The 22,011-nt window shown below is 69.2% G+C and carries 24 protein-coding genes; 8 read left to right on the top strand and 16 right to left on the bottom strand.

Going from position 1 to position 22,011, the window contains the following annotated elements; translation table 11 throughout:
• The first annotated feature begins 457 nt into the window (after positions 1-457).
• From JI739_RS11895 to JI739_RS11875, 5 genes are all read left to right on the top strand, one after another.
• Positions 458-1,663, top strand: a complete 1,206-nt coding sequence (locus JI739_RS11895) for a Y-family DNA polymerase (protein ID WP_201684106.1) — start codon at positions 458-460, stop codon at positions 1,661-1,663.
• A gap of 110 nt (positions 1,664-1,773) precedes the next feature.
• A complete protein-coding gene (locus JI739_RS24850; RefSeq protein ID WP_201684105.1) occupies positions 1,774-3,210 on the top strand; it encodes a phenylacetate--CoA ligase family protein in 1,437 nt (478 codons plus the stop codon).
• Between the two features lie 18 nt (positions 3,211-3,228).
• Entirely contained in the window at positions 3,229-4,080 is an 852-nt protein-coding gene (locus JI739_RS11885) for an amidohydrolase family protein (protein WP_201684104.1), read from the top strand.
• A gap of 12 nt (positions 4,081-4,092) precedes the next feature.
• Positions 4,093-5,082, top strand: a complete 990-nt coding sequence (locus JI739_RS11880; protein ID WP_201684103.1) for a Bug family tripartite tricarboxylate transporter substrate binding protein — start codon at positions 4,093-4,095, stop codon at positions 5,080-5,082.
• Positions 5,083-5,091: 9 nt separating this feature from the next.
• Positions 5,092-6,009, top strand: a complete 918-nt coding sequence (locus JI739_RS11875; RefSeq protein WP_201684102.1) for a LysR family transcriptional regulator — start codon at positions 5,092-5,094, stop codon at positions 6,007-6,009.
• Between the two features lie 60 nt (positions 6,010-6,069).
• On the opposite strand, the gene JI739_RS11870 is transcribed toward JI739_RS11875, so the two are convergent.
• From JI739_RS11870 to JI739_RS11820, 11 genes are all read right to left on the bottom strand, one after another.
• Positions 6,070-6,705 (bottom strand): response regulator, encoded by a 636-nt coding sequence (locus tag JI739_RS11870; protein WP_201684101.1) that lies wholly within the window; start codon positions 6,703-6,705, stop codon positions 6,070-6,072.
• Positions 6,702-7,766, bottom strand: a complete 1,065-nt coding sequence (locus JI739_RS11865) for a PAS domain-containing sensor histidine kinase (RefSeq protein ID WP_354003715.1) — start codon at positions 7,764-7,766, stop codon at positions 6,702-6,704. Before JI739_RS11865 ends, JI739_RS11870 begins: the two co-directional genes overlap by 4 nt.
• A gap of 82 nt (positions 7,767-7,848) precedes the next feature.
• Positions 7,849-8,127: a hypothetical protein gene (locus JI739_RS11860; protein WP_201684099.1), complete on the bottom strand. Its 279-nt coding sequence runs from the start codon at positions 8,125-8,127 to the stop codon at positions 7,849-7,851.
• Between the two features lie 141 nt (positions 8,128-8,268).
• Positions 8,269-8,538, bottom strand: a complete 270-nt coding sequence (locus JI739_RS11855; protein WP_201684098.1) for a FixH family protein — start codon at positions 8,536-8,538, stop codon at positions 8,269-8,271.
• A 12-nt stretch (positions 8,539-8,550) separates the two neighbouring features.
• Positions 8,551-9,963 (bottom strand): cytochrome c oxidase accessory protein CcoG, encoded by a 1,413-nt coding sequence (gene ccoG, locus JI739_RS11850; RefSeq protein WP_201684097.1) that lies wholly within the window; start codon positions 9,961-9,963, stop codon positions 8,551-8,553.
• Positions 9,960-10,916, bottom strand: coding sequence for a cytochrome-c oxidase, cbb3-type subunit III (gene ccoP / locus JI739_RS11845; RefSeq protein WP_201684096.1), 957 nt, complete (start codon positions 10,914-10,916; stop codon positions 9,960-9,962). The genes ccoG and ccoP overlap by 4 nt, the downstream gene beginning before the upstream one ends.
• Entirely contained in the window at positions 10,913-11,077 is a 165-nt protein-coding gene (locus JI739_RS11840; RefSeq protein WP_201684095.1) for a cbb3-type cytochrome oxidase subunit 3, read from the bottom strand. Before JI739_RS11840 ends, ccoP begins: the two co-directional genes overlap by 4 nt.
• A 168-nt stretch (positions 11,078-11,245) precedes the next feature.
• Positions 11,246-11,872, bottom strand: coding sequence for a cytochrome-c oxidase, cbb3-type subunit II (gene ccoO / locus JI739_RS11835; protein ID WP_201684094.1), 627 nt, complete (start codon positions 11,870-11,872; stop codon positions 11,246-11,248).
• Between the two features lie 31 nt (positions 11,873-11,903).
• Positions 11,904-13,340 (bottom strand): cytochrome-c oxidase, cbb3-type subunit I, encoded by a 1,437-nt coding sequence (ccoN, locus tag JI739_RS11830; RefSeq protein WP_201684093.1) that lies wholly within the window; start codon positions 13,338-13,340, stop codon positions 11,904-11,906.
• A gap of 97 nt (positions 13,341-13,437) precedes the next feature.
• Entirely contained in the window at positions 13,438-13,575 is a 138-nt protein-coding gene (gene ccoS, locus JI739_RS11825; protein ID WP_201684092.1) for a cbb3-type cytochrome oxidase assembly protein CcoS, read from the bottom strand.
• Between the two features lie 422 nt (positions 13,576-13,997).
• Complete coding sequence (locus JI739_RS11820) at positions 13,998-16,319, bottom strand: heavy metal translocating P-type ATPase (protein WP_201684091.1); 2,322 nt, start codon at positions 16,317-16,319, stop codon at positions 13,998-14,000.
• A gap of 126 nt (positions 16,320-16,445) precedes the next feature.
• Between JI739_RS11820 and JI739_RS11815 the strand changes: the two genes are divergently transcribed.
• On the top strand, positions 16,446-16,868 hold the full coding sequence (locus JI739_RS11815) for a universal stress protein (protein WP_201684090.1): 423 nt from the start codon (positions 16,446-16,448) through the stop codon (positions 16,866-16,868).
• Positions 16,869-16,871: 3 nt separating this feature from the next.
• Here JI739_RS11815 and JI739_RS24965 read toward each other — a convergent pair whose 3' ends face one another.
• The 3 genes from JI739_RS24965 to edd all read right to left on the bottom strand — a co-directional run bounded on the left by JI739_RS24965 (position 16,872) and on the right by edd (position 19,560).
• Entirely contained in the window at positions 16,872-16,955 is an 84-nt protein-coding gene (locus JI739_RS24965; RefSeq protein WP_494338068.1) for a small membrane protein YohP, read from the bottom strand.
• A 113-nt stretch (positions 16,956-17,068) separates the two neighbouring features.
• Positions 17,069-17,728, bottom strand: coding sequence for a bifunctional 4-hydroxy-2-oxoglutarate aldolase/2-dehydro-3-deoxy-phosphogluconate aldolase (gene eda / locus JI739_RS11810; protein ID WP_201684089.1), 660 nt, complete (start codon positions 17,726-17,728; stop codon positions 17,069-17,071).
• Entirely contained in the window at positions 17,719-19,560 is a 1,842-nt protein-coding gene (edd, locus tag JI739_RS11805) for a phosphogluconate dehydratase (RefSeq protein WP_201684088.1), read from the bottom strand. Before edd ends, eda begins: the two co-directional genes overlap by 10 nt.
• Positions 19,561-19,691: 131 nt before the next feature.
• Between edd and JI739_RS11800 the strand changes: the two genes are divergently transcribed.
• Both JI739_RS11800 and pdxH read left to right on the top strand, forming a co-directional pair.
• Positions 19,692-20,336, top strand: coding sequence for a gamma-glutamylcyclotransferase (locus JI739_RS11800; RefSeq protein WP_236589492.1), 645 nt, complete (start codon positions 19,692-19,694; stop codon positions 20,334-20,336).
• Complete coding sequence (gene pdxH / locus JI739_RS11795; RefSeq protein WP_201684087.1) at positions 20,333-20,983, top strand: pyridoxamine 5'-phosphate oxidase; 651 nt, start codon at positions 20,333-20,335, stop codon at positions 20,981-20,983. Before JI739_RS11800 ends, pdxH begins: the two co-directional genes overlap by 4 nt.
• 10 nt (positions 20,984-20,993) lie before the next feature.
• On the opposite strand, the gene JI739_RS11790 is transcribed toward pdxH, so the two are convergent.
• A complete protein-coding gene (locus JI739_RS11790; RefSeq protein ID WP_201684086.1) occupies positions 20,994-21,323 on the bottom strand; it encodes a hypothetical protein in 330 nt (109 codons plus the stop codon).
• Between the two features lie 120 nt (positions 21,324-21,443).
• Positions 21,444-21,983, bottom strand: coding sequence for a peptide-methionine (S)-S-oxide reductase MsrA (gene msrA, locus JI739_RS11785; RefSeq protein WP_201684085.1), 540 nt, complete (start codon positions 21,981-21,983; stop codon positions 21,444-21,446).
• Positions 21,984-22,011: the final 28 nt, after the last annotated feature.

Here is a 22,011-nt window from a genome sequence, read left to right as displayed (position 1 = left end):
TCGGCTACATACCGCCGGCAGAGGCTGAGGCAAACTACTACCGGCAATTCGCCAATCAGGCCCCCACCGCGGTGGCCTGACTTAAACCAACTGGCCTCCAGGAATCTCGGGGCGATTCAGATGCTGGAGGGCTCGCGTGGCTGGGCTTCGCCCGGCGCTCGGCACCTCACCTCCGTTCGCCCTGAGCCCGTCGAAGGGCTCGCGACCCAATCCGTTCGCCCTGAGCCCGTCGAAGGGCTCGTGAGGGACGGCTTCGACAGGCTCAGCTCGAACGGGGGGATGCTGGAGGGCTCGCGAGGGAAGGCTTCGACAGGCTCAGCCCGAACGGGGGGATGCTGGGAACGGATAGGCCGACATGCCACACGACCGATGGCGTTGGACTGTGAGTTCATTGACTCAGGCAGCCGTGCCGCCGGCAAAAAAAGCCGCGGTCTGAACCGGCGAAAATCCACTCCCCATGCCCGACCGCCGGATCGCCCACCTCGACATGGACGCCTTCTTCGCGTCGGTCGAGCTGCTGCGTTATCCGCAGCTCAAGGGCCTGCCCATCGTGATCGGCGGCGGACGGCGCACGGTCGATGAAGAACTGCGCGGGCGCTTCGCCGACCGGCCGCTGAGCGAGATCCCGCCCGAGGCGTTCCCGCGGCTGAAGGATTACGTGGGTCGCGGGGTGATCACCACGGCCACCTACCCGGCCCGCCAGTTCGGCGTGGGATCGGCGATGGGCATGATGAAGGCCGCGCGGCTGTGCCCGCAGGCCCTGGTGCTGCCGGTGGATTTCGAGGAGGTGCGCCGCTTCTCGCGCACCTTCAAGGCCACCATCCGCGAGATTGCGCCGGTGGTGGAGGACCGCGGCGTGGACGAGGTCTACATCGACTTCACCGAGGTGCCCGGGGGCCAGCGCCAAGGCGGCCGGGCACTGGCGCGGCTGATCCAGAAAGCCATCTTCGAGCGCACCGGCCTCACCTGCTCGATCGGCGTGGCGCCGAACAAGCTCATCGCCAAGATGGCCAGCGAGTTCGACAAGCCCAACGGCATTTCCATCGTGCAGCCGGAAGACCTGCAGTCACGCATCTGGCCGCTGGCGGTGCGCAAGATCAACGGCATCGGGCCCAAGGCCGAGACGCGGCTGCATGCGCTGGGCCTGCACACCATCGGCGACATCGCCGCGCGCGAGCGCGACTGGCTGGTCGAGCACTTCGGCCGCAGCTACGGCGCCTGGATGCACGATGCGGCATGGGGCCGCGACGACCGCCCGGTGGTGACCGAGAGCGAGCCCGTGTCCATGAGCCGCGAGACCACCTTCGAGCGCGACCTGCACCCGGTGCGCGACCGGGCCGAGCTGGGCGCGATCTTCAGCGACCTGTGCGAACGCGTGGCCGAGGACCTGCGCCGCAAGGGCTACCTGGGCAGGACCATCGGCATCAAGCTGCGCTACGACGATTTCCGCATCGCGACGCGCGACCAGACCCTGGACCACTACACGGCCGACGCCGCCACCATTCGCAAGGCGGGCGGCCAATGCCTCAAGCGGGTGGACCTGGGCCGGCGGCTGCGGCTGCTGGGCGTGCGGGTGGGCAAGCTGGTCAAGGCCGAACTTGCTCCGCAGCCGGCGAAGCTCGTTGCGCGCGAACCAGGGCCGGGCACGCTGGAGCTGTTCTAGCGACGGTCATATGAAGGCTCATGAATCCAGAGAATGAGCCTTCCCTAATCCCTTCATCACAGGGGGCAGCCACGCTTCGATGATCTGTTGCACTTCAACGGATTGGCATCGTGACTGCAGCACCCCACACAAGCTCGGCCGGCGCGCGCGGCAGCATCCCGCGCTACTGGGATTCCCTGGATTTCGAGGCGCTCTGGCGCGAATTTCCGCCAGCGCCCGAGTACTTCGATGGCGTCTACAAGGCCTCGCGCGACGAGCTGCAAGCCCTGCAGGAAAAACGCTTCCTGGCGCAGGTGGAGCGGGGCTGGCAGATTCCCTTCTATCAAAAGCACTGGGGCAAGGCCGGCATCAGGCGTGGCGACATCCGCAGCCTGGAGCAGTTGCGCGACCTGCCGCCCTTCTCCGTCCATGACCTGCGCGACGCACTGGCCCATAACCCGCCCTGGGGCGACCTGTCGGGTCTCGATCCGCTGACCGATGCGCCGCTGCCGCTGGTGCTGCAGACGAGCGGCGGCACCACCGGCTTGCCGCGGCCCATGCTGTACTCGCCGCGCGACCGGGAGGTGATGAACATCATCACCGGCCGCCGGCTCGCCATGCAGGGCGTGCGGCCCTTCGACCTGGTGCAGGTCGTGCTGTCCACGGGCCTGTCCAACGGCGGCTTCCTGGCGCGTGAAGGCATCTGGAAGTACTCGGGCGCGGTGCCGGTCATGACCGGCTCGGGCGCGCAGACGCCTAGCCGGCGGCAGATCGAGATCATGCGGGCCTGGAAGACCAATGTGCTGGTGGGCTTCTCGGCGTACCTTCGAAAGCTCGCCCTGGTGGCGCGCGACGAGATGGGGATCGATCCGCGCACGCTGGGCGTGAAGTCGCTGATCGCGCACCTGGGACTGGAAGATCGCGCGGCGCTGGAGGAACTGTGGGGCGCGCCGGTGTACGACACCTTCGGCGCCAACGAGTTCGGCTCGATCGCGTCGGACTGCGAGCATCGCAGCGGCATGCACGTGTTCGAGGACGCCTTCGTGGCCGAGGTGATCGACATCGACACGGGCGAGCAGGTGCACGAGGCTGGCCAGCGTGGCGTCATGTATCTCACCACGCTGTTCAAGCACGTGGCGCCCATGATCCGCTTCAATACCAACGACATCACCTCCTGGGTGGGGGGCGCACCCTGCCCTTGCGGCAGTTGCCACCGGCGCATCAGCAAGCTGTTCGGCCGGGCCGACAACATGGTCAAGCTGCGCGGCACCAACCTGTTTCCGGAAGCCGTGGGGGCACTGGTCGCCGAGCACGCGGCCACGAATGGCGAGTTCGTCTGCGTGGTCGCGAAGGACTCGCAAGGTCGCGAGGAGATGACGGTCATGTTCGAGCTGAGCGCGCCAGCCGACGAGGCTGTGCGAACCCAGGTCGAGGCCGAGCTGGCACTGCGTATCAAGGAGGCGCTGGGGGTGAAGCTGATTCTCGAGGCAGCCGCGGCCGGCGAGCTCGATCCGCTCACGGGCCTCTCGTCCACGTCCAAGATCCGCCGCCTGATCGACCGCCGCTGAACCGACTGCAGGAGCACCATGAACATCATCGACTGCCACTCGCACTGGGGCACCCGCCGCGGCTACATCTTCCGCACGCCCGAAGAGCTCGCGCGCCAGGCCGCGATCTGGAAGACCGAGGTGCAGTTCTTCACCGAGGACGAACAGGCGGCGTACTTCCGCCGGAACAACGCACGCGTGATCCTCGACCTGTCGTTCACCAAGTTCCTGCCCATCGAGCAGATGCGGGAAATGCACGACTACGCCTTTGCCGAGCAGCGCAAGCACCCCGACGTGATCGCCGGGCACTGGCTGCAGTTCGATCCGCGTCGTGGGGCGGAGGCGCTGGCCGAGTTCCAGCGCTGCCTCGACGCGAAGGCAGGCTTCGTGGGTTTCTGTGTCAACGGCCAGGTGACCGGCGTTCCGGCGAGCGATCCCCTGTGGACGCCGTTCTACAAGCGCTCCATCGATGCCGGCCTGCCGGTGATGATCCTCACCGGCCTCACCGGCATTGGCCAGGGGCTGCCCGGCGGGGGCGGCTACCTGCTGGACGATGGCCACCCACGACACATCGACTTCGTGGCCGCACGCTTTCCCGAGCTCCGGGTCCTGGCTGCGCGGCCGGCCTACCCGTGGCAGGACGAGATGATCGCGATCCTGCTGCACAAGCCCAATGTGCACTACGAGCTGCATGGATGGGGGCCGCGCCAGTTCTCACCGTCGCTCAAGAAGGAGATCGGTCGACGCATGCAGGACCGGATCATGTTCGGCTGCGACTTCCCGGTGCTTCGCTACGAGAAGGTGATCGCCGACTGGCGCAGCGAAGGCTATTCCGAGGAAGTGCTGGAGAAGGTGCTTTACCGCAACGCCCGCGATTACTTTAATCTTTAAGGAGACGACACCATGACCCCCCACTCCCGCAACCGCCGGCACGTGCTGGCCGCCCTGGCCAGTCTTTGTGCGCTGCCCGCCATCGGCCAGACCGCTGCCCCCGCAGAGAGCTGGCCGAGGAAGGCCGTGCAGATCGTCGTGCCGTTCGCGGCCGGCGGGGCCACCGACGTGCAGACTCGCATGATCGGCCAGCAGCTGACGGAACGCTGGGGCCAGGCGGTTGTCGTCGACAACAAGGCCGGTGGCACCGGCGCGATCGGCTCGCTGCTGGTCGCGCGCGCCACGCCCGATGGGCACACCCTGCTCATGGGCACGGCTTCCACCCACTCGGTATCTCCGGCCGTGAACCCGAAGCTGTCCTACAAGCTCGGCGACTTCGCGCCCGCGGTGCTGGTCGCCACCTTCCCCAACATGCTGGTCGTGCACCCCGACGTGCCGGCACGCAGCGTGCCCGAATTGATCAAGCTGCTGAAGGAGCGGCCGGGCGAGTTCAACTTCGGCAGCACGGGCAACGGCGGATCGGTCCACCTGGCCGGCGAGCTGTTCATGCAGGCCACCGGCACGCGCATGACGCACATCCCGTTCAAGGGCAGTGGCCAGGCCGTCGGCGAGCTGGTGGCGGGCCGGGTGCAGGTTGCATTCGACAACATCCCGGCCATGCTGCCGCAGGTGCGCGCCGGCAAGCTGCGCGCGCTGGCCGTCACCGGCCTGCAGCGCCTGCCCAGCATGCCCGACCTGCCGACCGTGGCCGAAACGGTGCCCGGGTTCGAAGCCACCACGTGGATCGGCCTGTTCGCGCCGGCTGGCACGCCTGCCTCCATCCTGGACAAGATCGCGGCCGATGCCTCGGCCGTCGTGCGCGAGCCGGAGATGGTGCGCAGGTTCAACGAACAAGGCGCCGCCGCCGCCGGCAGCAGCCCGGCCGAGTTCACGCGTTTCGTCATGGCCGACACCGAGAAGTGGCGCAAGGTGGTGAAGTCGGCCGGCCTCTCGCTCGACTAGCCGGGCACGATGGGCGACAAGCTGATCGGCCGCATCGACCTGGACGGACTCCAGGTGTTCGATGCCGTGATGCGCGAAGGCAGCGTCACGCGCGCGGCCGACAGCCTGGCGCTGACCCAGTCCGCCGTCAGCCATGCCCTCGCGCGCCTGCGCCTGATCCTCAAGGACCCGCTGTTCGTGCGCACGGCCGGCGGGGTGAAACCGACCCCGCGCGCCATCAACCTCTGGGACGAGGTGCAGGACGCGCTGCAGGTGCTGCGTCGGGCCGTGCTGCCGGGCGAGTTCGATCCGTTCACGGCGCGCGGCACGATCACGCTGGCCGTCAACGACATGATCGCGCAGTTGCTGATGCCCAAGCTGGTCCAGCAGTTGCAGGACCAGGCGCCGCACCTGCGTCTTTCCATGCCCATGCGCACCTTCGGCGAATCGGAGCTGCGGCTCGAGCAGGGCACGCTGGATTTCGGGCTCGGCCTGTTCTACGCCTTGCAACCGAGCCTGCGCCGCCGTTCGCTGTGGACCGACGACTACGTGTGCCTGTGCCGGCGCGGCCACCCGGCCCTGGCCAAGCCGTGGACCCTGGAGGCTTTCCAGGCCGTGCACCAGGTGGGCGTCTCACCCAATGGCGACCTCTTCACGTATGCGGACGGAGCGCTGCGCTACGCCGGGATCGAGCGCACGGTCACCATCCTGGTGAGCCACTTCTCCTGTGTGCCGCCCATGCTGCAGGGCACCGACCTGATGGCCTTGATGCCGCGCTTCTATGCGGGGGCCGTGGCCGATCACTACGGCCTGGCGCTGCTCGACCCGCCGTTCACGCTGTCGCCGGTCAAGTACGAGCTGGTGTGGCACGAGCGCAGCGAGCGCGTGGCCTCTCACGTGTGGCTGCGCGAGCAGCTGGTCACGGCGCTGGGCCGCACGGAGCCCTGATCCGATCGCGCCCGGTTCGGCAGGCGCTGCGCCAGCCACCGTCCGTCGTCGGAGCAACCCTCAGCTCTCCACCAGCCCGTGCCGCATCGCGTACCGCACCAGCTCGGCGGAATTGCCCAGCCCCAGCTTGTGCATCAGGTTCGCCTTGTGGCTGCTCACCGTCTTGACCGACAGGCTCAAGCGCGTGCCGATGTCGGTCACCGACATCCCCGAGGCCAGCAGCCTGAACACCTCGAACTCGCGCGCCGACAGCGCCTCGTGCGGGGCCTGCTCGCTGCCCGGCATCGCGCCCAGCGCGAGTTGCTGCGCGACATCCGCGCTGACCCACGCGCCACCCGCGGCGATCTTGCGCAGGGCCTGCTCCAGCAGGGCGGGCGCGCTTTCCTTGGTGAGGTAGCCACTGGCACCCGACTTGATGGCGCGCACGGCGTATTGCGACTCCTGGTGCATGCTCAGCACCAGGATGCGCAGCCGGGGCTTCTCGGCCTTGACCAGGCGGATCAGCTCCATGCCGCTGCGCCCCGGCATGGACAGGTCGAGCACCAGCAGGTCGAACTCGAATTCGCGCACCAGGCGAAGCACCTCGGAGCCGTCGCCCGCCTCCCCCACCACCTGGAAGCCCGAAGCGGCTTCGATGATGCGCTTGAGGCCTTCGCGCACGATGGCATGGTCATCGGCCAGTACCAGGCGGATCATGCGGCGCCCTCCCCCGGCTCGGCCGGAATGCGGGCCTCGACCCGCGTGCCCTGGCCGGGCGTCGACGCGATGGACACCGTGCCGCGCAGCAGGGTGGCCCGCTCGCGCAGGCCGATCAGGCCGATGGACTGCGGCTTGCGCGGCGCCTCGGTGACGAAGCCCCGCCCGTCGTCGCGCACCGACAGCACGATCTCGCGGCCTTCGCGGGCGATGCGCACCCAGGCCCGGCTGGCGCCCGCGTGCTTGGCGACGTTCACCAGCGATTCCTGCACGATGCGGAAGACGGCGGTGGCATAGGGCTCGGGCAGTTCCAGCGATTCGTCGATGTCGAGTTCGCAAGCCACGCCCCACCGCTGCACGAAGTTCTGCACCAGCCACTCGATGGCCGGCACCAGGCCCAGGTCGTCCAGCACCAGCGGCCTCAGGTCGGCCGAGATGCGGCGGGTGGCGGCGACGCAGTCGTCGAGCATCTCCAGCATGTGCGCCAGCTTGTCGGCGGCGTCCTGCGGGCGAGCGCCGATCTGCTCGCGCACCCACATCGCATCCATCTTGAGGGCGGTGAGCGACTGGGCCAGCTCGTCGTGCAGCTCGCGGGCGACGCGGGTCTTCTCCTGTTCGCGGATGGCGCTGGCCTCGGTGGCAAAGCGCGCCAGGTCCTGCCGCGCCTTCACCCGCTCGGTGACGTCGCGCACGATGACGGAGAACACCTTGCCCTCCGCCGTGTCCATTTGCGAGATGGAGGCGTCCATCGGGAACTCGCAGCCGTCGGCGCGCAGCCCGTACAGCACCATGCCCTCGCCTTTGCGGCGCGAGGTGACGTTGGTCTCGGCGAAGTGGCGCACGTGCCCCGCGTGGGAGCGGCGGAAACGCTCGGGCATGAGCATTTCCATCGGTCGGCCCAGGACCTGCTCGGCCGGCCACCCGAACGTCTGCTGCGCGGCGCGGTTGTACAGCACGATGCGCTGCTGCTCGTCGACGCTGATGATGGCGTCCATGGCCGAGTCGAGCAGGGCCGCGAGGCGCCCTGCGGCATCGGCTTCGTTCAGGAGGGGAATGGCCACGGGGGTACTGCAGGGGTTCTGGTGAGGAAGCCCCATTTGTACCGCAGCCCGCGCCCGAGCCCGAGCCCAGGGCGCGACCTGATCAGCCGGTCACCGGCACGCGGGCTCCAGGCTCTCCCTGCCGCAGCAGCCAGACCGACAGCACGCCCGAAAGCAGCCCGGCCGCCCAGAAGACGAAGAAGCCGGCGGTGTAGACCGCCTGCCGCGTCCAGCCCAGGGGGCCGCCGGCCCAGGACAGCTCCAGCGGGTCGACCAGCGCGAACACCGCGGCTTCGAGCAGGCAGGCGGACAGGAAGGCCGGCCACGCCACGACCATGGCCAGGCGGGCAGGCGATGCCGGAGCGGGGGTGACGTCACTCATATGAGTTCTCCACGATGCTGCGCATCATCCGTCATGCATGAAAGCAGACCCTGCAGGCGCGGGCCACCGCGGAACCGGCTTGGCCGCGCCGCCGGTGGCGGCCCTCGAGGGAAGGCGCCGAAGGCGCTTCGGGGTGGCCTTTCACTGCGCCGGGGCCGGCGTGGCCGCGTGATTGCGTCCCTGCATGGCCGGCATCAGGGCCTTGGCGGACTCGGCCGCCAGCGTGCGGTTGATCTCGATGCCCTGCCGGTAATAGTCCTGCGCGACCAGCGGATCCGAGGTGCTCAGCGCCAGGAACAGGGTGGTGAAGCCGGCCACCACGGCGACCACGGGCCCGGCGATGACCAGCCAGACATGGCCGTGGCGCCACCACGGAGCGGCTGCGGGGCCGGGGCTTTCGATGGGTTCCATGGAATGAATCCTCTAACGTGGGACCAGGAAAACGGACTTCTCGCTCACGTGCGCATCGCCCGTGACGCTCTCGATGCGGAAGTGCACCGGGTGCGAGCCCGGCGCGGCGGCATCGGGCGGCACCTGCAGCCGCACCGGCACCCAGCGCGACTGCGCCGGATCGACCTCGAACTCGGCGTCCGACGCCACGGTTAGCCCGGGCAGGCCGGCGGCGGTGACGCGATAGCGCTGCTTTTGTTCGGTGGCGTTCATGATCTGCAGCCGGTAGACGTTTTCGATGCGGCCCTGGCCGACGATGCGGGCGAGCGAGGCGCGGTCGCGCACCACGTCCACCTTCAGCGGCATGCGCACGGCCAGGCTGCCCGCCAGGGCCAGCACCAGTGCGCCGAGCAGCACGGTGTAGACCAGCACCCGCGGACGCAGCACGCGTCGCAGCAACCGGGCCTTGTCCCAGCGGCCGGTCAGCGCGTTGTCGGTGGTGAACCGGATCAGGCCGCGCGGATAGTTCAGCTTGTCCATCACACCGTCGCACGCGTCCACGCAGGCGGCGCAGCTGATGCACTCGTACTGCAGGCCGTTGCGGATGTCGATGCCGGTGGGGCAGACCTGCACGCACAAGGTGCAGTCGACGCAGGACCCCAGGCCCATGGCCGCGGGATCGTCGCGGCGGCCGCGTGAACCGCGCGGCTCGCCGCGCCCGGCGTCGTAGCTCACGATCAGCGTGTCCTTGTCGAACATGGCGCTCTGGAAGCGGGCATAGGGGCACATGTACTTGCAGACCTGCTCGCGCATGAAGCCGGCGTTGCCCCAGGTGGCCAGGCCGTAGAACAGCACCCAGAAGGTCTCCCACGAGCCCATGCGGGCGTCGAGAACCTCGCCCCCCAGCACCGTGATGGGCGTGAAATAGCCCACGAAGGTGAACCCGGTCCACAGCGCCAGCGCCACCCAGATCAGGTGTTTGCCGCCCTTGCGCAGCCACTTGCGCGCGGTCCAGGGGGCTGCATCGAGCTTCATGCGCGCGGTGCGGTCGCCTTCGAGCTTGCGCTCGATCCACAGGAAGATCTCGGTGTACACCGTCTGCGGGCAGGCAAAGCCGCACCACAGCCGCCCCGCCACCGCGGTGAACAGGAACAGGCTGAACGCGCTGATCACCAGCAGGCCGGTGAGATAGATGAAATCCTGCGGATACAGCACATACCCGAAGAGGTAGAAACGCCGCGCCGCCAGGTCGAACAGCACCGCCTGGCGCTCGCCCCAGTTCACCCACGGCAGCCCGTAGAACACCAGCTGCGTGATGAACACGAACATCCATCGCCACTGCGCGAAGCGCCCGCTGGTGCTGCGCGGGTAGATCTTCTGGTGCGCCTCGTACAGCGACTGCTCGCCGGCAGGCGCCGGCTCGGGAATGATGGGGATGACTTTCACGGGCGATCCCTGGGTGCGAACGGCCCCGGACTCATGGCCTCACGGACGCATTCCGGCTTGTTCGACAAGCCCCAGACATAGGCGGACAGCACGTGGATCTGCTCGGGCGTGAGCAGCTTCTGCTGGGCCGGCATGTGGTTGGTGCGCCCGTTGTTGATGATGTTGATGATGGCCTGCTCGCCCCAGCCGTGCAGCCACACGTCATCGGTGAGGTTGGGCGCGCCCAGGGCGGTGTTGCCCTTGCCGTCCATGCCGTGGCAGGCCGCGCAGGCGGTGAACCTGGACTTGCCCAGCTGGGCCCGCAGCGAATCGTGCGGCGCCTTGGACAGGCTCAGCACGTAGTGCGCCACGTTCTTGACGTCGTCGGCCCCGCCGACGGCCGCCCCCATGGGCGGCATGGCGCCCGTGCGGCCCTGGTGAAGGGTCTCGGCGATTTTGTCCGGCGAGCCGCCCCACAGCCAGTCCTTGTCGGCCAGGTTGGGAAAGCCCTTGCTGCCGCGTGCGTCCGAGCCGTGGCACTGCGCGCAGTTGTTCATGAACAGGCGCTCGCCGATGCCCATCGCGTGCACGTCGCCGGCCAGTTCTTCGGGCTTGCGCGCGGTGAACTGCGCATAGAGCGGCTCGAGCTGCTGGCGTGCCCGCTCCATCTCCTTCTGGTAATTGCCGGCGGTGCTCCAGCCCAGCGTTCCCTGGTAGCTGCCCAGGCCCGGGTAGGCCACCAGGTACAGCAGCGAGAAGATGATGGTGCCCACGAACAGCCACACCCACCAGCGTGGCATGGGGTTGTTCATCTCGCGCAGGTCTCCGTCCCAGACGTGGCCGGTGGTGTTGTCGGCGTCGGCCGCCACCTTCTTGCGAGCGGTGATCCACAGGAGCAGCAGGCACGCCACGATGCTCACAAGGGTGAGGCCGGCCACGTAGACCGACCAGAAATCGCCGTTGAAGTCGCTCATCGCGGCACCTCGTTGTCGTTCATCTCGTCGAACTGGAAGGGAAGCGCGGCGGCCTCGTCGAAGCGGCCACGGTTGGCGCGGGCATAGGCCCAGAAGGCGATGCCGGCGAAGGTGGCGAACGACAGCAGCGTCGCCAGGATGCGCAGGGTGTTGATGTCCATGTCAGTGATCCATTGCATAACGAAGACCATTCAAGCGCGTCCCACCGAGGCGGGTGCTTCCCGCCGCCGCGCAGCGGCAGGCCGTTCCGGTGCAACCGCGGAACCGGCTTTGCCGGGCCGCTGGTTGCGCCCCCCTTGGGGGGAGGCGCCGAAGGCGCTTCGGGGGGGTCACTTCAGACTCAGGCCCATGCCTTGCAGGTAGGCGATGAGCGCGTCCATCTCGGTCTTGCCCTTGACGGCGGCTGGCGCCTCGGCGATCTCGGCGTCCGAATACGGCACCCCCACGCGGCGCAGCGCGCGCATCTTGGTGGGCAGCTCGGACGGATCGAGCTTGTTGCGCTCCAGCCAGGGATAGGCCGGCATGTTCGACTCGGGCACCACGTCGCGCGGGTTGTTCAGGTGCACGCGGTGCCATTCGTCGCTGTAGCGGCCGCCCACGCGGTGCAGGTCGGGACCGGTGCGCTTGCTGCCCCACTGGAAGGGGTGGTCGTAGACGAACTCGCCGGCCACCGAGTAGTGGCCGTAGCGCAGCGTCTCGGCGCGGAAGGGGCGGATCATCTGCGAGTGGCAGTTGTAGCAACCTTCGCGCAGGTAGATGTCGCGGCCGGCCAGCTGCAGCGCGGTGTAGGGCTTGACCCCCTGCACGGCCTCGGTGGTCGATTTCTGGAAGAACAGCGGCACGATCTCCACCAGGCCGCCGACGGCGACCACCAGCAGGATCAGAACGATCATGAGGAAGTTGTTGGTCTCGACCTTCTCGTGCGAGAAGCCGGTGGGGGTTGGGGTGTTGCTCATGGATAGGTCCTCGTCGCTCGCATCGGGCGCATCAGGCGTGGGCCGGGGCCGGCACGGCCAGCCGCACGGCGCGGCCGCCGGCCACGGTCATCCAGGTGTTCCAGGCCATGACCAGCATGCCGCCCAGGTACAGCACGCCGCCGATGAAGCGGATGACGTAGTAGGGATAGGTGGCCTTCACCGATTCGACGAAGGTGTAGGTCAGGGTGCCGTCGGCATTCACGGCGCGCCACATCAGGCCCTGCATCACGCCGGCGATCCACATCGCGGCGATGTACAGCACGATGCCCAGGGTGGAGATCCAGAAGTGCAGCTCGATGGCCGGCACGCTGTACATCTTCTTCTGCCCGAACAGGCGCGGGATCAGGTAGTACAGCGAGCCCATGGAGATCAGGCCCACCCAGCCCAGCGCCCCGGCGTGCACGTGGCCGACGGTCCAGTCGGTGTAGTGCGACAGCGCGTTCACCGTCTTGACCGACATCATCGGGCCCTCGAAGGTGCTCATCCCGTAGAACGAGAGCGACACGATCAGGAAGCGCAGGATGGGGTCATCGCGCAGTTTGTGCCAGGCACCCGAGAGGGTCATGATCCCGTTGATCATCCCGCCCCAGCTGGGCGCCAGCAGGATCAGCGAGAACAGCATGCCCACCGACTGCGCCCAGTCGGGCAGCGCGGTGAAGTGCAGGTGGTGCGGGCCCGCCCACATGTAGGTGAAGATCAGCGCCCAGAAGTGGACGATCGACAGGCGGTAGCTGTAGACCGGGCGCTCGGCCTGCTTGGGAATGAAGTAATACATCATCCCCAGGAAGCCGGCGGTGAGGAAGAAGCCGACCGCGTTATGGCCATACCACCACTGGATCATCGCGTCCTGCACGCCGGCGTAAGCCGAGTACGACTTCATCCAGCCGGCCGGCGTGGCGGCGCTGTTGACCAGGTGCAGGATGGCCACGGCCAGGATGAACGCGCCGTAGAACCAGTTGGCCACGTAGATGTGGCGCACCTTGCGCGTGCCGATGGTGCCGAAGAAAACGATGGCGTACGCCACCCACACCAGCGTGATCAGGATGTCGATGGGCCACTCCAGCTCGGCGTATTCCTTGCCCGAGGTGTAGCCCAGGGGCAGGCTGATGGCCGCCGCCACGATGACCGCCTGCCATCCCCAGAAGGTGAACGCGGCGAGCTTGGGTGCGAACAGCGGCACATGGCAGGTGCGCTGCACCACCCAGTAGCTGGTGGCGATCAGCGCGCAGCCGCCGAAGGCGAAGATCACGGCGTTGGTGTGCAGCGGCCGCAGCCGGCCGTAGCTGAGCCAGGAGATGCCGAAGTTGAGTTCCGGCCAGGCAAGCTGCGCCGCGATGAACACGCCGACCAGCATGCCCACCACGCCCCAGACCACGGCCATGAGTGAGAACTGCCGCACCACCGTGTCGTGGTAGCGGACCGTCGGAGCCAGAGTAGCTGTTGTCATGGAATGCACCGTTGAGGATGACAGCGAGTGTCCGGTGCGGGGGGTGCGCGAGGCTTGATGCAGGTCAAGCGGCGGTGCGGCGAGAGGCCGCGCGAACTCAATCGGGTTCGAGGATGCGCTCGGCTTCGGCGTCGACCGATTCGAACTGGCCGCGCCAGACGGCCCAGGCCAGCCCGCCGAGGATCAGGAGGGCGAGGACGACGGACAGGGGGACGAGGATGAAGAGGATGTCCATGGGATCAGGGGTGGTGATCGAGGGGGTTGTGCGCAAGCCCTTCGACGGGCTCAGGGCGAACGGGGTAAGGGCGGGCCCTTCGACAAGCTCAGGGAGAACGGGGTCGGTGAAGGGCGCCATCGAAGGCCGAGCGCAGCGATGGCCCGTGAAGAAAATCCCCTGTGGCTGCGCCGAGGAGCGCAGGGCGGCGGGGGAAAAGAAGCGCAGATGTCGGAGCCCCGCCGGGGCGAGTTTCTGCGCTTCCCCCGCCACCCGAGCACCGCAGGTTGCCCTCGGCGCCCGAAGGGCGGCGAGGGACGCAGACAGTGGGGTCGCCTTTTCTTTGGTCACTTTCTTTTGGCGAAGCAAAAGAAAGTGACTCGCCCGCCGGGGCGAGACCCGGCTTCCCACGACCGCTACAAATACAAAAACGATCAACCACGTCAACCCCCCGGCACCCGAGCCAGCCGCGCCGCATTCAGCACCACCACCAGCGAACTGGCCGCCATGCCCAACCCCGCCAGCCACGGTGGCATCTGCCCCGCAATCGCCAACGGCACGCAAGCCGCGTTGTAGATCGCAGCCCAGGCCAGGTTCTGCCGAACCACCCGCGTCGTGCGACGCCCCTGCGACACCAGCGACACCACCGCCGCCAGCCGCCCGCTTTGCACGATGAAGTCCGCCCGCTCCTGCGCCAGCGGCACCCCCTGCCCCATCGCCACCGACACATCGGCCGCCGCCAGCACGGGCCCGTCGTTCATGCCGTCGCCCACCATCAGCACCCGCCGTCCCTGGCGCTGCAATTCGCGCAGCCGGGACAGCTTGTCCTCGGGCGTGCAACCCGCCTCCCAATGCTCGATGCCGGCCCGCGCCGCCAGCCGCCGAACCGCCGCCGGCCGGTCACCCGAGAGCAGCCGCACGTCCAGCCCCTGCGCGCGCAGTCGTGCAATCGCCTCCGACGCCTGCGGCCGCAGCGATTCACCGAAGCTGAAGCTTGCGAGCCATCCGCTCTCATCGGCCAGGTGCACCTGCGCCTGCGCTGAGCCTGGTTGCGAATGACCTTCGGGCGCATCGCAGAACTGGGCCGAGCCCAGGCGCAGCTCCACGCCGTCCGGTCGGCCCGCGGCCAGGGCGCCGGTGCACAAGCGTCCGCGCAAGCCATGGCCGGCCTGCTCGCGCACATCGGCCACCTGCGGCAGTCCGGCCCCACCCGCAGCGGCCAGTGCCCGCGACAAGGGATGCAGCGAAGCTGACGCCAGCGCCGCACCGGCCGCAAGCCCTTCGGCTCGGTCGACCCCGGCGCGGCACCGCACCTCGCCCAGCGCCATCGCGTCGTCGGTCAGCGTGCCCGTCTTGTCGAAGACCACCGTATCCACCCGCGCCGCCGCGTCGAGCGCCTGCAATCGCCGCACCAGCAGCCCGCGCCGGGCCAGCGCACCGGCCGCCGTGAGGCTGGCGGCCGGCGTGGCCAGCGACAGCGCGCAGGGACAGGTGACGATCAGCACCGCCACGGCCACCGACATGGCATGGGCCGCGCCGGCATCCCACCAGAGGCCCGCCGCCACCGCGGCAGCGGCCAGCACCGCCAGCAGGAAAGGCCTGGCGATGCGGTCGGCCAGCTGCGCCAGCTGCGGCTTGTCGACGCAGGCCCGCTCCATCAGGGCCACGATGCCGGCGAAGCGCGTGTCTGGACCCAGGCGCTCGATGGACATGGTCACCGCGCCGCTGAAGTTGTGGCTGCCGGCGATCACCGGGTCGCCCGGGCCACGCACCAGCGCGTCGGATTCGCCGGTGAGCAGGGCCTCGTCCACGCGGGTGTGGCCGGCTTCGATGCGACCGTCGGCCGGGAACACCTCACCGGGCCGCAGCCGCACCCGGTCCCCGACTCGCAGGCTGCGCACCGCCACCTGCTCGACGCCGCCGTCGGCTGTCTCGCGCTCGACGCGTCCGGGCAGCCGGCGCATCAGCGCCTGCAGCGAACCGGCCGTGCGATCGCGCAGCCGCTGCTCCAGCAGGCGGCCGGACAGCAGGAAGAACACGAACATGGTGACCGAGTCGTACCAGACCTCGTCGCCCCACGGGCCGCCGGGATCGAAGGTGGCCGCGGTGCTGGCGAGGAAGGCGATGGCGATGCCCAGCGCCACCGGCACGTCCATGCCGATGCGGCGCTGGCGCAGGTCGCGCACGGCGGCGGTGAAGAATGGCCAGCAGGAGAACAGGACCACCGGCAGGGTCATCATCCAGGCGCCCCAGCGCAGCAGGGCCTCGATGTCGGGCGTGATCTCGCCCGGGGCCGCCACGTAGATGGGCAGCGCATACATCATGGCCTGCATCATGCAAAAGCCCGCCACCAGCCAACGCCACAGCATCAGCCGCTGCGCCTTCAGGCGCGCGCCCGCGTGCAGCAGGTCGCCGGCGGGCATGGCGCCGTAGCCGGCAGGGCGCAGCGCGGCGAGCCAGGCCGAGGGCTTGGCGGCGGTGGGGTCCCAGACGATGCGGGCGGTCTGGCTGGCGCCGTTGACATCCACCGAGCGCACGCCGGGCACGCGCATCAGCGCCTGTTCCACCAGCAGGGTGCAGGCGGCGCAGTGCATGCCCTCGATCGCGAGGTACGACTCCCAGGTGCCGGGCACGCCGGCGACGGGACGGCTGAACGCCTCCCATTCGGCGGCGTCGTCGAGCGCGCTCCAGCGGCTTTCGGCCTCGGCGGACGCGCCGGCCGCGCCGAACGCCGCGGGCGCGGCCAGGGACGGGACATGGGACATGGCGGGAGCCTATCGCCCGCCGCCGCCGCAGGCTTGACCTGGATCAAGGGCGCGGCCGACCGTCGCGCTAACCTCGCGCTCAGCCTGGTCGACCAGCTTTCAACCCCTTACGAGAACAGAAGAAAAATGAAGATCCTCTTCGCCGCCGACGGCAGCAGCTGCACCAAGAAAGCCCTCGCCTTCCTGGTCACCCATGACAACCTCAGCGGGCCCGGGCACGAGGTCGTGGTGCTGAACGTGCAACCGGCGGTGCCACCGCGGGTGCGCTCGGCGGTGGGCGCCGAGATCGTGCAGAAGTTCCACGAGGAAGAAGCCCAGAAGGTGCTGGGGCCGATCCGGCGCTTCATGGACAAGCACGAGATTCGTTACCGCGCCGAGTGGCAGGTGGGCCACGCGGCCGACCAGATCCTGCGCGCGGCCAAGCGGACCAAGGCCCATGTGGTGGTGATGGGCACGCACGGCCACGGCGCCCTCGGCCGCGCCCTGCTGGGCAGCGTCGCCCAGAAGGTGCTGGCCGGCGCCGAGGTGCCGGTGCTGCTGGTCAAGTAACGTTCAGAAGATGAGGCTGCCCAGGCCCAGCACGGCGGCCAGGCCGATCAGGAAGATGATCACGATGATCCAGAGGATGATTCGCATGGGGCGGTCCTTCGCTGTTGACTCGGCTCACAGTCTCGGCCACGTCGCGCGGCTGGCCCTGTAGGACGGCGGCGCAGCGGCCGGGCCGAGCCGCCGCCGCCGCGGCGCAGGACTTACCGACGCAAGGTCGCTGCGTCGCGCGCCAGCTGGGTGATGCGGCTCCAGTCCCCCGAGCGCACCGACTCCACCGGGCACAGCCAGGAGCCGCCCACGCAGACCACGTTGGGCAGCGCCAGGAACTCGCGCGCATTCAGCGGCGTGACGCCGCCCGTAGGGCAGAACCGCACGTCCGTGAAGGGGCCGGCCCAGGCCTTGAGCATGGCCAGGCCCCCCGCCTGCATGGCGGGAAAGAACTTCAGCTCGGTGTAGCCGTCCTCGGCGGCCGCCATGATTTCGCTGCCGGTGGCCACGCCGGGCAGCAGCGGCAGGCCCAGGTCGCGGCAGGCGCGGCCCACCGCCGAGGTGTAGCCCGGGCTGACGGCGAAGCGCGCGCCGGCACGCCGGGCCGCTTCGGCATCGGCGGCGCTGCGCACGGTTCCGGCGCCGGTGACGGCTTCGGGCACCTCCAGGGCGATGCGCTCCATGCAGGCCAGGGCCACCGGCGTGCGCAACGTGACCTCGAGCATGCGGATGCCGCCGGCCACCAGGGCGCGCGCCAGGGGCACGGCATGCTCCACGTCTTCGAGCACGATCACGGGGATCACCGGCGCGTCGGTCATCACCTCCAGCGGGCTGAAGGTCGCCTCGCGGCCCGGGTTGTCGTTCACAGCCATGTGCAGGCTCCTTCTTCGGCGCTGAGCGCACGACGCCGGAAGCCCGCGAACAGTTCGCGGCCCAGGCCGTGCTGGTTGTCTTCGTGAATGGCGGCCGGCATGGCCTGGGGCGTGCGAGCCTGCCACTCGTCGGGCGGCACCAGCGCCTCCAGCGTGCCGGCGACGGCGTCCAGCCGCACCCGGTCGCCATCGCGCAGGCGCGCCAGCGGACCGCCGGCCGCCGCCTCGGGCGAGACATGGATGGCGGCCGGCACCTTGCCCGACGCGCCGCTCATGCGGCCATCGGTCACCAGCGCCACGTTCCAGCCCTTGCCCTGCAGAACCGCCAGCGGCGGCGTGAGCTTGTGCAACTCGGGCATGCCGTTGGCCTGCGGACCTTGCCAGCGCACCACGCACACCAGGCCGCGCGCGCCGTTGACGCCGCAGGCGTTCTCGAGCTCGCCGGCGGCGAAGGCGCGCAGCAGGTCCTCCTGGCTGTCGAAGACCCGCGCGGGCGCCTCGATCAGGTGGCGGTCGGCCGGGACCGCGGACACCTTGATCACCGCGCGGCCCAGGTTGCCCTGCAGCAGCTTCAGCCCGCCCGTGGCGCCGAAGGGCTCGCCCGCGGGGCGCACCACCTGCGGGTCGCGGCTGGGCCCGATGTCACGCCAGGCCAGCCGCCCGTCCTGCAGGCCGGGTTCGCGGGTGTACTCCCGCAGGCCGCCCTCGCGCACCGTGAGCGCGTCGTCGTGCATGAGCCCGGCGTCGATCAGTTCGCGGATGACGAAGCCGGGTCCGCCGGCCGCCTGGAAATGGTTCACGTCGGCACTGCCGTTGGGGTACACGCGCGCCAGCAGCGGCGTGACGGCGGAGAGTTCGGCGAAATCGTTCCAGTCGATGGTGATGCCGGCGGAGCGCGCGACGGCCACCCAGTGGATCAGGTGGTTGGTCGAACCGCCGGTGGCCAGCAGGGCCACCAGCGCGTTGACGATGGCGCGCTCGTCGACCAGTTGCCCGATCGGCGTGAAGCGCCGCTGCCGGATGATGCCCAGCACCGTGCGCACAGCCTCGCGCGTGAGCTGCTCGCGCAGCTCGTTGTCGGGGTTGACGAACGCCGTGCCCGGCACGTGCAGGCCCATGGCTTCCATCAGCATCTGGTTGCTGTTGGCCGTGCCGTAGAAGGTGCAGGTGCCGCGGCCGTGGTAGGCCTTCTGCTCGGCCTCCAGCAGCGCCTCGCGCCCGACCAGCCCCTGCGCCGCCTGCTCGCGCACCTTGGCCTTGTCGTTGTTGGACAGGCCGCTGGTCATGGGCCCGCCCGGCACGAAGACCGTGGGCAGGTGGCCGAAGTGCAGCGCGCCGATCAGCAGGCCCGGGACGATCTTGTCGCAAATGCCCAGCATGAGCGCACCGTCGAACACGTCATGGCACAAGGCCACGGCCGTGCCCTGCGCGATCACGTCGCGCGAGAAGAGGGACAGCTCCATGCCGGGCGTGCCCTGGGTGACGCCGTCGCACATGGCCGGCACGCCGCCGGCCACCTGCGCGGTGGCGCCCTGGCGGCGGGCCTCGTCCTTGATCACCTCGGGAAAACCGCCCAGCGGCGCGTGGGCCGACAGCATGTCGTTGTAGGCGTTGACGATGGCCAGGTTGGGGGCCCGCTCGGTCACCACCTTGAACTTGTCGTTGGCCGGCAAGGCGGCGAAGGCATGGGCCACGTTGGCGCAGCCCATGCGATCGGCGCCGCGCTGGCGCGAGGCCATCTGCTCGATGAGCCGCAGGTAGCGCTCGCGCCCGTCGCGGCTGCGCCCTCGGATGCGGTCGGTGACGGCCGCGACGACAGGATGGAGTTTCATAAGGTATGCCCAGGTGCGAGAGGTGCGCGAAGACGAACGATTCATCCTAGCCGCAACACCGATGTGCGGCAGGCCGCGGTTTACGGGGCGTCACATTCCCCTGGGCGGGCCGCGTTGATAGATTCCGACGCATGAGTGCGCTGCCCATGATGCCGCTGCTGCCCCCGGTCCCGCACGGGCTCAAGCCCCTGCGCGACCCGCTGCCCCTGCTGCAGCGTACGGTGGCCGAATGGGGCGGCCATGACGACCTGTGGCTGTTCGGCTATGGCTCGCTGATCTGGCGGCCCGGCTTCGATCACGCCGAGCGCCGGCCCGCGCGCGTCAACGGCTGGCACCGCGCCCTCAAGATGTGGAGCCGCATCAACCGCGGCACGCCCGAGCAGCCGGGCCTGGTGTTCGCGCTGCTGTCCGGCGGCAGCTGCCGGGGCATGGCCTTCCGGGTGCCCAAGGCCCACGGCCGCGCGGTGCTGCAGGACCTGTGGGCGCGCGAGATGCCCACCGGCGTCTACGACCCGCGCTGGCTCGCCTGCCGGACGCCCCAGGGTCCGGTAACCGCCCTGGCCTTCACCCTGTCGCGGCGCAGCCCCAACCACACCGGCGTGCTGAGCGAGGCCGACTACCGGCGCATCTTCGGCAGCGCCTGCGGCATTTATGGCACCACGCTCGACTACGCGCGGCGCACCCTGGAGGAACTGCGGCGCCTGGACATCCACGACCGGCAGCTCGAACGGCTGCTCGGGCTGCTCGCCCGCGACAGCGACAATCCCGCACCATGAGCACCACCTCCAGCCAGATCGCCGAGCTGCGCAAGAGCTACGAACGCGCCGAGCTGAGCGAAGACGCCAGCCATGCCGACCCCTTGCGCCAGTTCGACCAATGGTTGACCGAAGCCATCGCCGGCGCGGTGCCCGAGCCCAACGCCATGACGCTGGCCACCGTCGGCAGCGACCTGCGCCCGAGCACGCGCGTGGTGCTGGTCAAGGGCTACGACGAACGCGGGGTGGTCTGGTACACCAATTACGAAAGCCGCAAGGGCCAGGAGCTGGCCGGCAACCCCTGGGCCGCCTTGCAGTTCCACTGGGTCGAGCTCGAACGGGTGGTGCGCATCGAAGGCCGGGTCGAACGCACATCGGCCGAGGAAAGCGACGCCTACTACGCCAGCCGCCCGCTCGATTCGCGCATCGGCGCCTGGGCCAGTCCGCAGAGCCAGGTGATCGCCGGTCGTACGGTGCTGGTGGCCAACGCCGCGAAGTACGCCGCGCAGTACCTGCTGCACCCACCGCGCCCGCGGCACTGGGGCGGCTTCCGGCTGGTGCCCGACCGCTGGGAGTTCTGGCAAGGCCGCAAGAGCCGGCTGCACGACCGCCTGCAGTACCGGCTCACCGCCGAAGCTGTCTGGGTGCGCGAACGGCTCGCCCCCTGAACGGGCGCGCCTACTCGGCGCGCCGATCGGCGCGCCACCAGGCCATGAAAGCCTGGAAGTCGCCCGCGAAGCTGCCCCGCACCAACGCCTCGTAGCCCAGGGAGCAGGTGGCGGCGCTGTCCACCTCCAGCAGGCCACGGCCGGCACTCGCATCGCAACTCCGGAACATCTGCTTGAGGCAGGCATCCGGCCACCGGCCCATGTGGGCGATCAACTGCTCGCGTTCGAGTGGCAGCTTGTCGCCGGCCTGCGGCTCGGGGCACCTCGGCGCCGGCTCAGCGGCGGCAGGAGGCGCAGCGAGCAGGGCCAGCAGGAACAGGGGGGCAGCCAGGTGGGTCATGACGATCCCTTTCGCGTGCGTGGGAGCTCATCCTATGCACACCGCCGCGATCCGTACACCCGCAGGTCGCTCCAGCCGCTGTAGGCGCCGCGCGATCGAAGCTGACACGCGCGGCGGCCTTCAGTCGCGTACCAGCTGCGAGAACGTCTTCCGGAACTTGGCCACCTTGGGCGCGGCCACGGCCAGGCAGTAGCCCTGGTAGGGGTTCTTCTCGAAGAAGTCCTGGTGGTAGTCCTCGGCCGGCCAGTAGTTGGACAGCGGCTGCACCTCGGTGACAACCGGCCCTGGATAGGCCTTGTCCTGGCCCAGCTCGCGGATCATGTCGTCGGCCACCTGCTTCTGCTGCGGCGTCGTGAAGTAGATGCCGCTGCGGTATTGGGTGCCGACGTCGTTGCCCTGGCGGTTCAGCTGGGTGGGATCATGCACCACGAAGAAGATCTCGAGGATCTGCCGCGTGCTGATCTGCCCGGGGTCGTACACCAGCTTCACGACTTCGTTGTGGCCGGTGGTGCCGGTGCACACCTGCTCGTAGCTGGGCCGCTCGACATGGCCGTTGCTGTAGCCGGACTCGACGTCCAGCACGCCGCGCACCTTGACGAACACCGCTTCGGTGCACCAGAAGCAGCCGCCGCCGAGGACGATGGTTTCGGATGGGTTCATGGGGTCGAAAGGGGGTGGAGGAAGGCTC

The sequence above is a fragment of the Ramlibacter aurantiacus genome (genome assembly GCF_016722895.1).
Lineage (GTDB): Bacteria > Pseudomonadota > Gammaproteobacteria > Burkholderiales > Burkholderiaceae_C > Ramlibacter > Ramlibacter aurantiacus.
This window is presented reverse-complemented; position numbering and strand designations above follow the sequence as displayed.

Excerpts from the sequence above, each read along its gene's own strand:
- JI739_RS11895 (WP_201684106.1), top strand. The coding sequence starts at position 458 with ATGCCCGACCGCCGGATCGCCCACCTCGACATGGACGCCTTCTTCGCG.
- JI739_RS11885 (WP_201684104.1), top strand. The coding sequence starts at position 3,229 with ATGAACATCATCGACTGCCACTCGCACTGGGGCACCCGCCGCGGCTAC.
- JI739_RS11880 (WP_201684103.1), top strand. The coding sequence starts at position 4,093 with ATGACCCCCCACTCCCGCAACCGCCGGCACGTGCTGGCCGCCCTGGCC.
- JI739_RS11875 (WP_201684102.1), top strand. The coding sequence starts at position 5,092 with ATGGGCGACAAGCTGATCGGCCGCATCGACCTGGACGGACTCCAGGTG.
- JI739_RS11870 (WP_201684101.1), bottom strand. The coding sequence starts at position 6,705 with ATGATCCGCCTGGTACTGGCCGATGACCATGCCATCGTGCGCGAAGGC.
- JI739_RS11860 (WP_201684099.1), bottom strand. The coding sequence starts at position 8,127 with ATGAGTGACGTCACCCCCGCTCCGGCATCGCCTGCCCGCCTGGCCATG.
- JI739_RS11855 (WP_201684098.1), bottom strand. The coding sequence starts at position 8,538 with ATGGAACCCATCGAAAGCCCCGGCCCCGCAGCCGCTCCGTGGTGGCGC.
- ccoP (WP_201684096.1), bottom strand. The coding sequence starts at position 10,916 with ATGAGCGACTTCAACGGCGATTTCTGGTCGGTCTACGTGGCCGGCCTC.
- JI739_RS11840 (WP_201684095.1), bottom strand. The coding sequence starts at position 11,077 with ATGGACATCAACACCCTGCGCATCCTGGCGACGCTGCTGTCGTTCGCC.
- ccoO (WP_201684094.1), bottom strand. The coding sequence starts at position 11,872 with ATGAGCAACACCCCAACCCCCACCGGCTTCTCGCACGAGAAGGTCGAG.
- ccoN (WP_201684093.1), bottom strand. The coding sequence starts at position 13,340 with ATGACAACAGCTACTCTGGCTCCGACGGTCCGCTACCACGACACGGTG.
- ccoS (WP_201684092.1), bottom strand. The coding sequence starts at position 13,575 with ATGGACATCCTCTTCATCCTCGTCCCCCTGTCCGTCGTCCTCGCCCTC.
- JI739_RS11820 (WP_201684091.1), bottom strand. The coding sequence starts at position 16,319 with ATGTCCCATGTCCCGTCCCTGGCCGCGCCCGCGGCGTTCGGCGCGGCC.
- JI739_RS11815 (WP_201684090.1), top strand. The coding sequence starts at position 16,446 with ATGAAGATCCTCTTCGCCGCCGACGGCAGCAGCTGCACCAAGAAAGCC.
- JI739_RS24965 (WP_494338068.1), bottom strand. The coding sequence starts at position 16,955 with ATGCGAATCATCCTCTGGATCATCGTGATCATCTTCCTGATCGGCCTG.
- eda (WP_201684089.1), bottom strand. The coding sequence starts at position 17,728 with ATGGCTGTGAACGACAACCCGGGCCGCGAGGCGACCTTCAGCCCGCTG.
- edd (WP_201684088.1), bottom strand. The coding sequence starts at position 19,560 with ATGAAACTCCATCCTGTCGTCGCGGCCGTCACCGACCGCATCCGAGGG.
- JI739_RS11800 (WP_236589492.1), top strand. The coding sequence starts at position 19,692 with ATGAGTGCGCTGCCCATGATGCCGCTGCTGCCCCCGGTCCCGCACGGG.
- pdxH (WP_201684087.1), top strand. The coding sequence starts at position 20,333 with ATGAGCACCACCTCCAGCCAGATCGCCGAGCTGCGCAAGAGCTACGAA.
- JI739_RS11790 (WP_201684086.1), bottom strand. The coding sequence starts at position 21,323 with ATGACCCACCTGGCTGCCCCCCTGTTCCTGCTGGCCCTGCTCGCTGCG.
- msrA (WP_201684085.1), bottom strand. The coding sequence starts at position 21,983 with ATGAACCCATCCGAAACCATCGTCCTCGGCGGCGGCTGCTTCTGGTGC.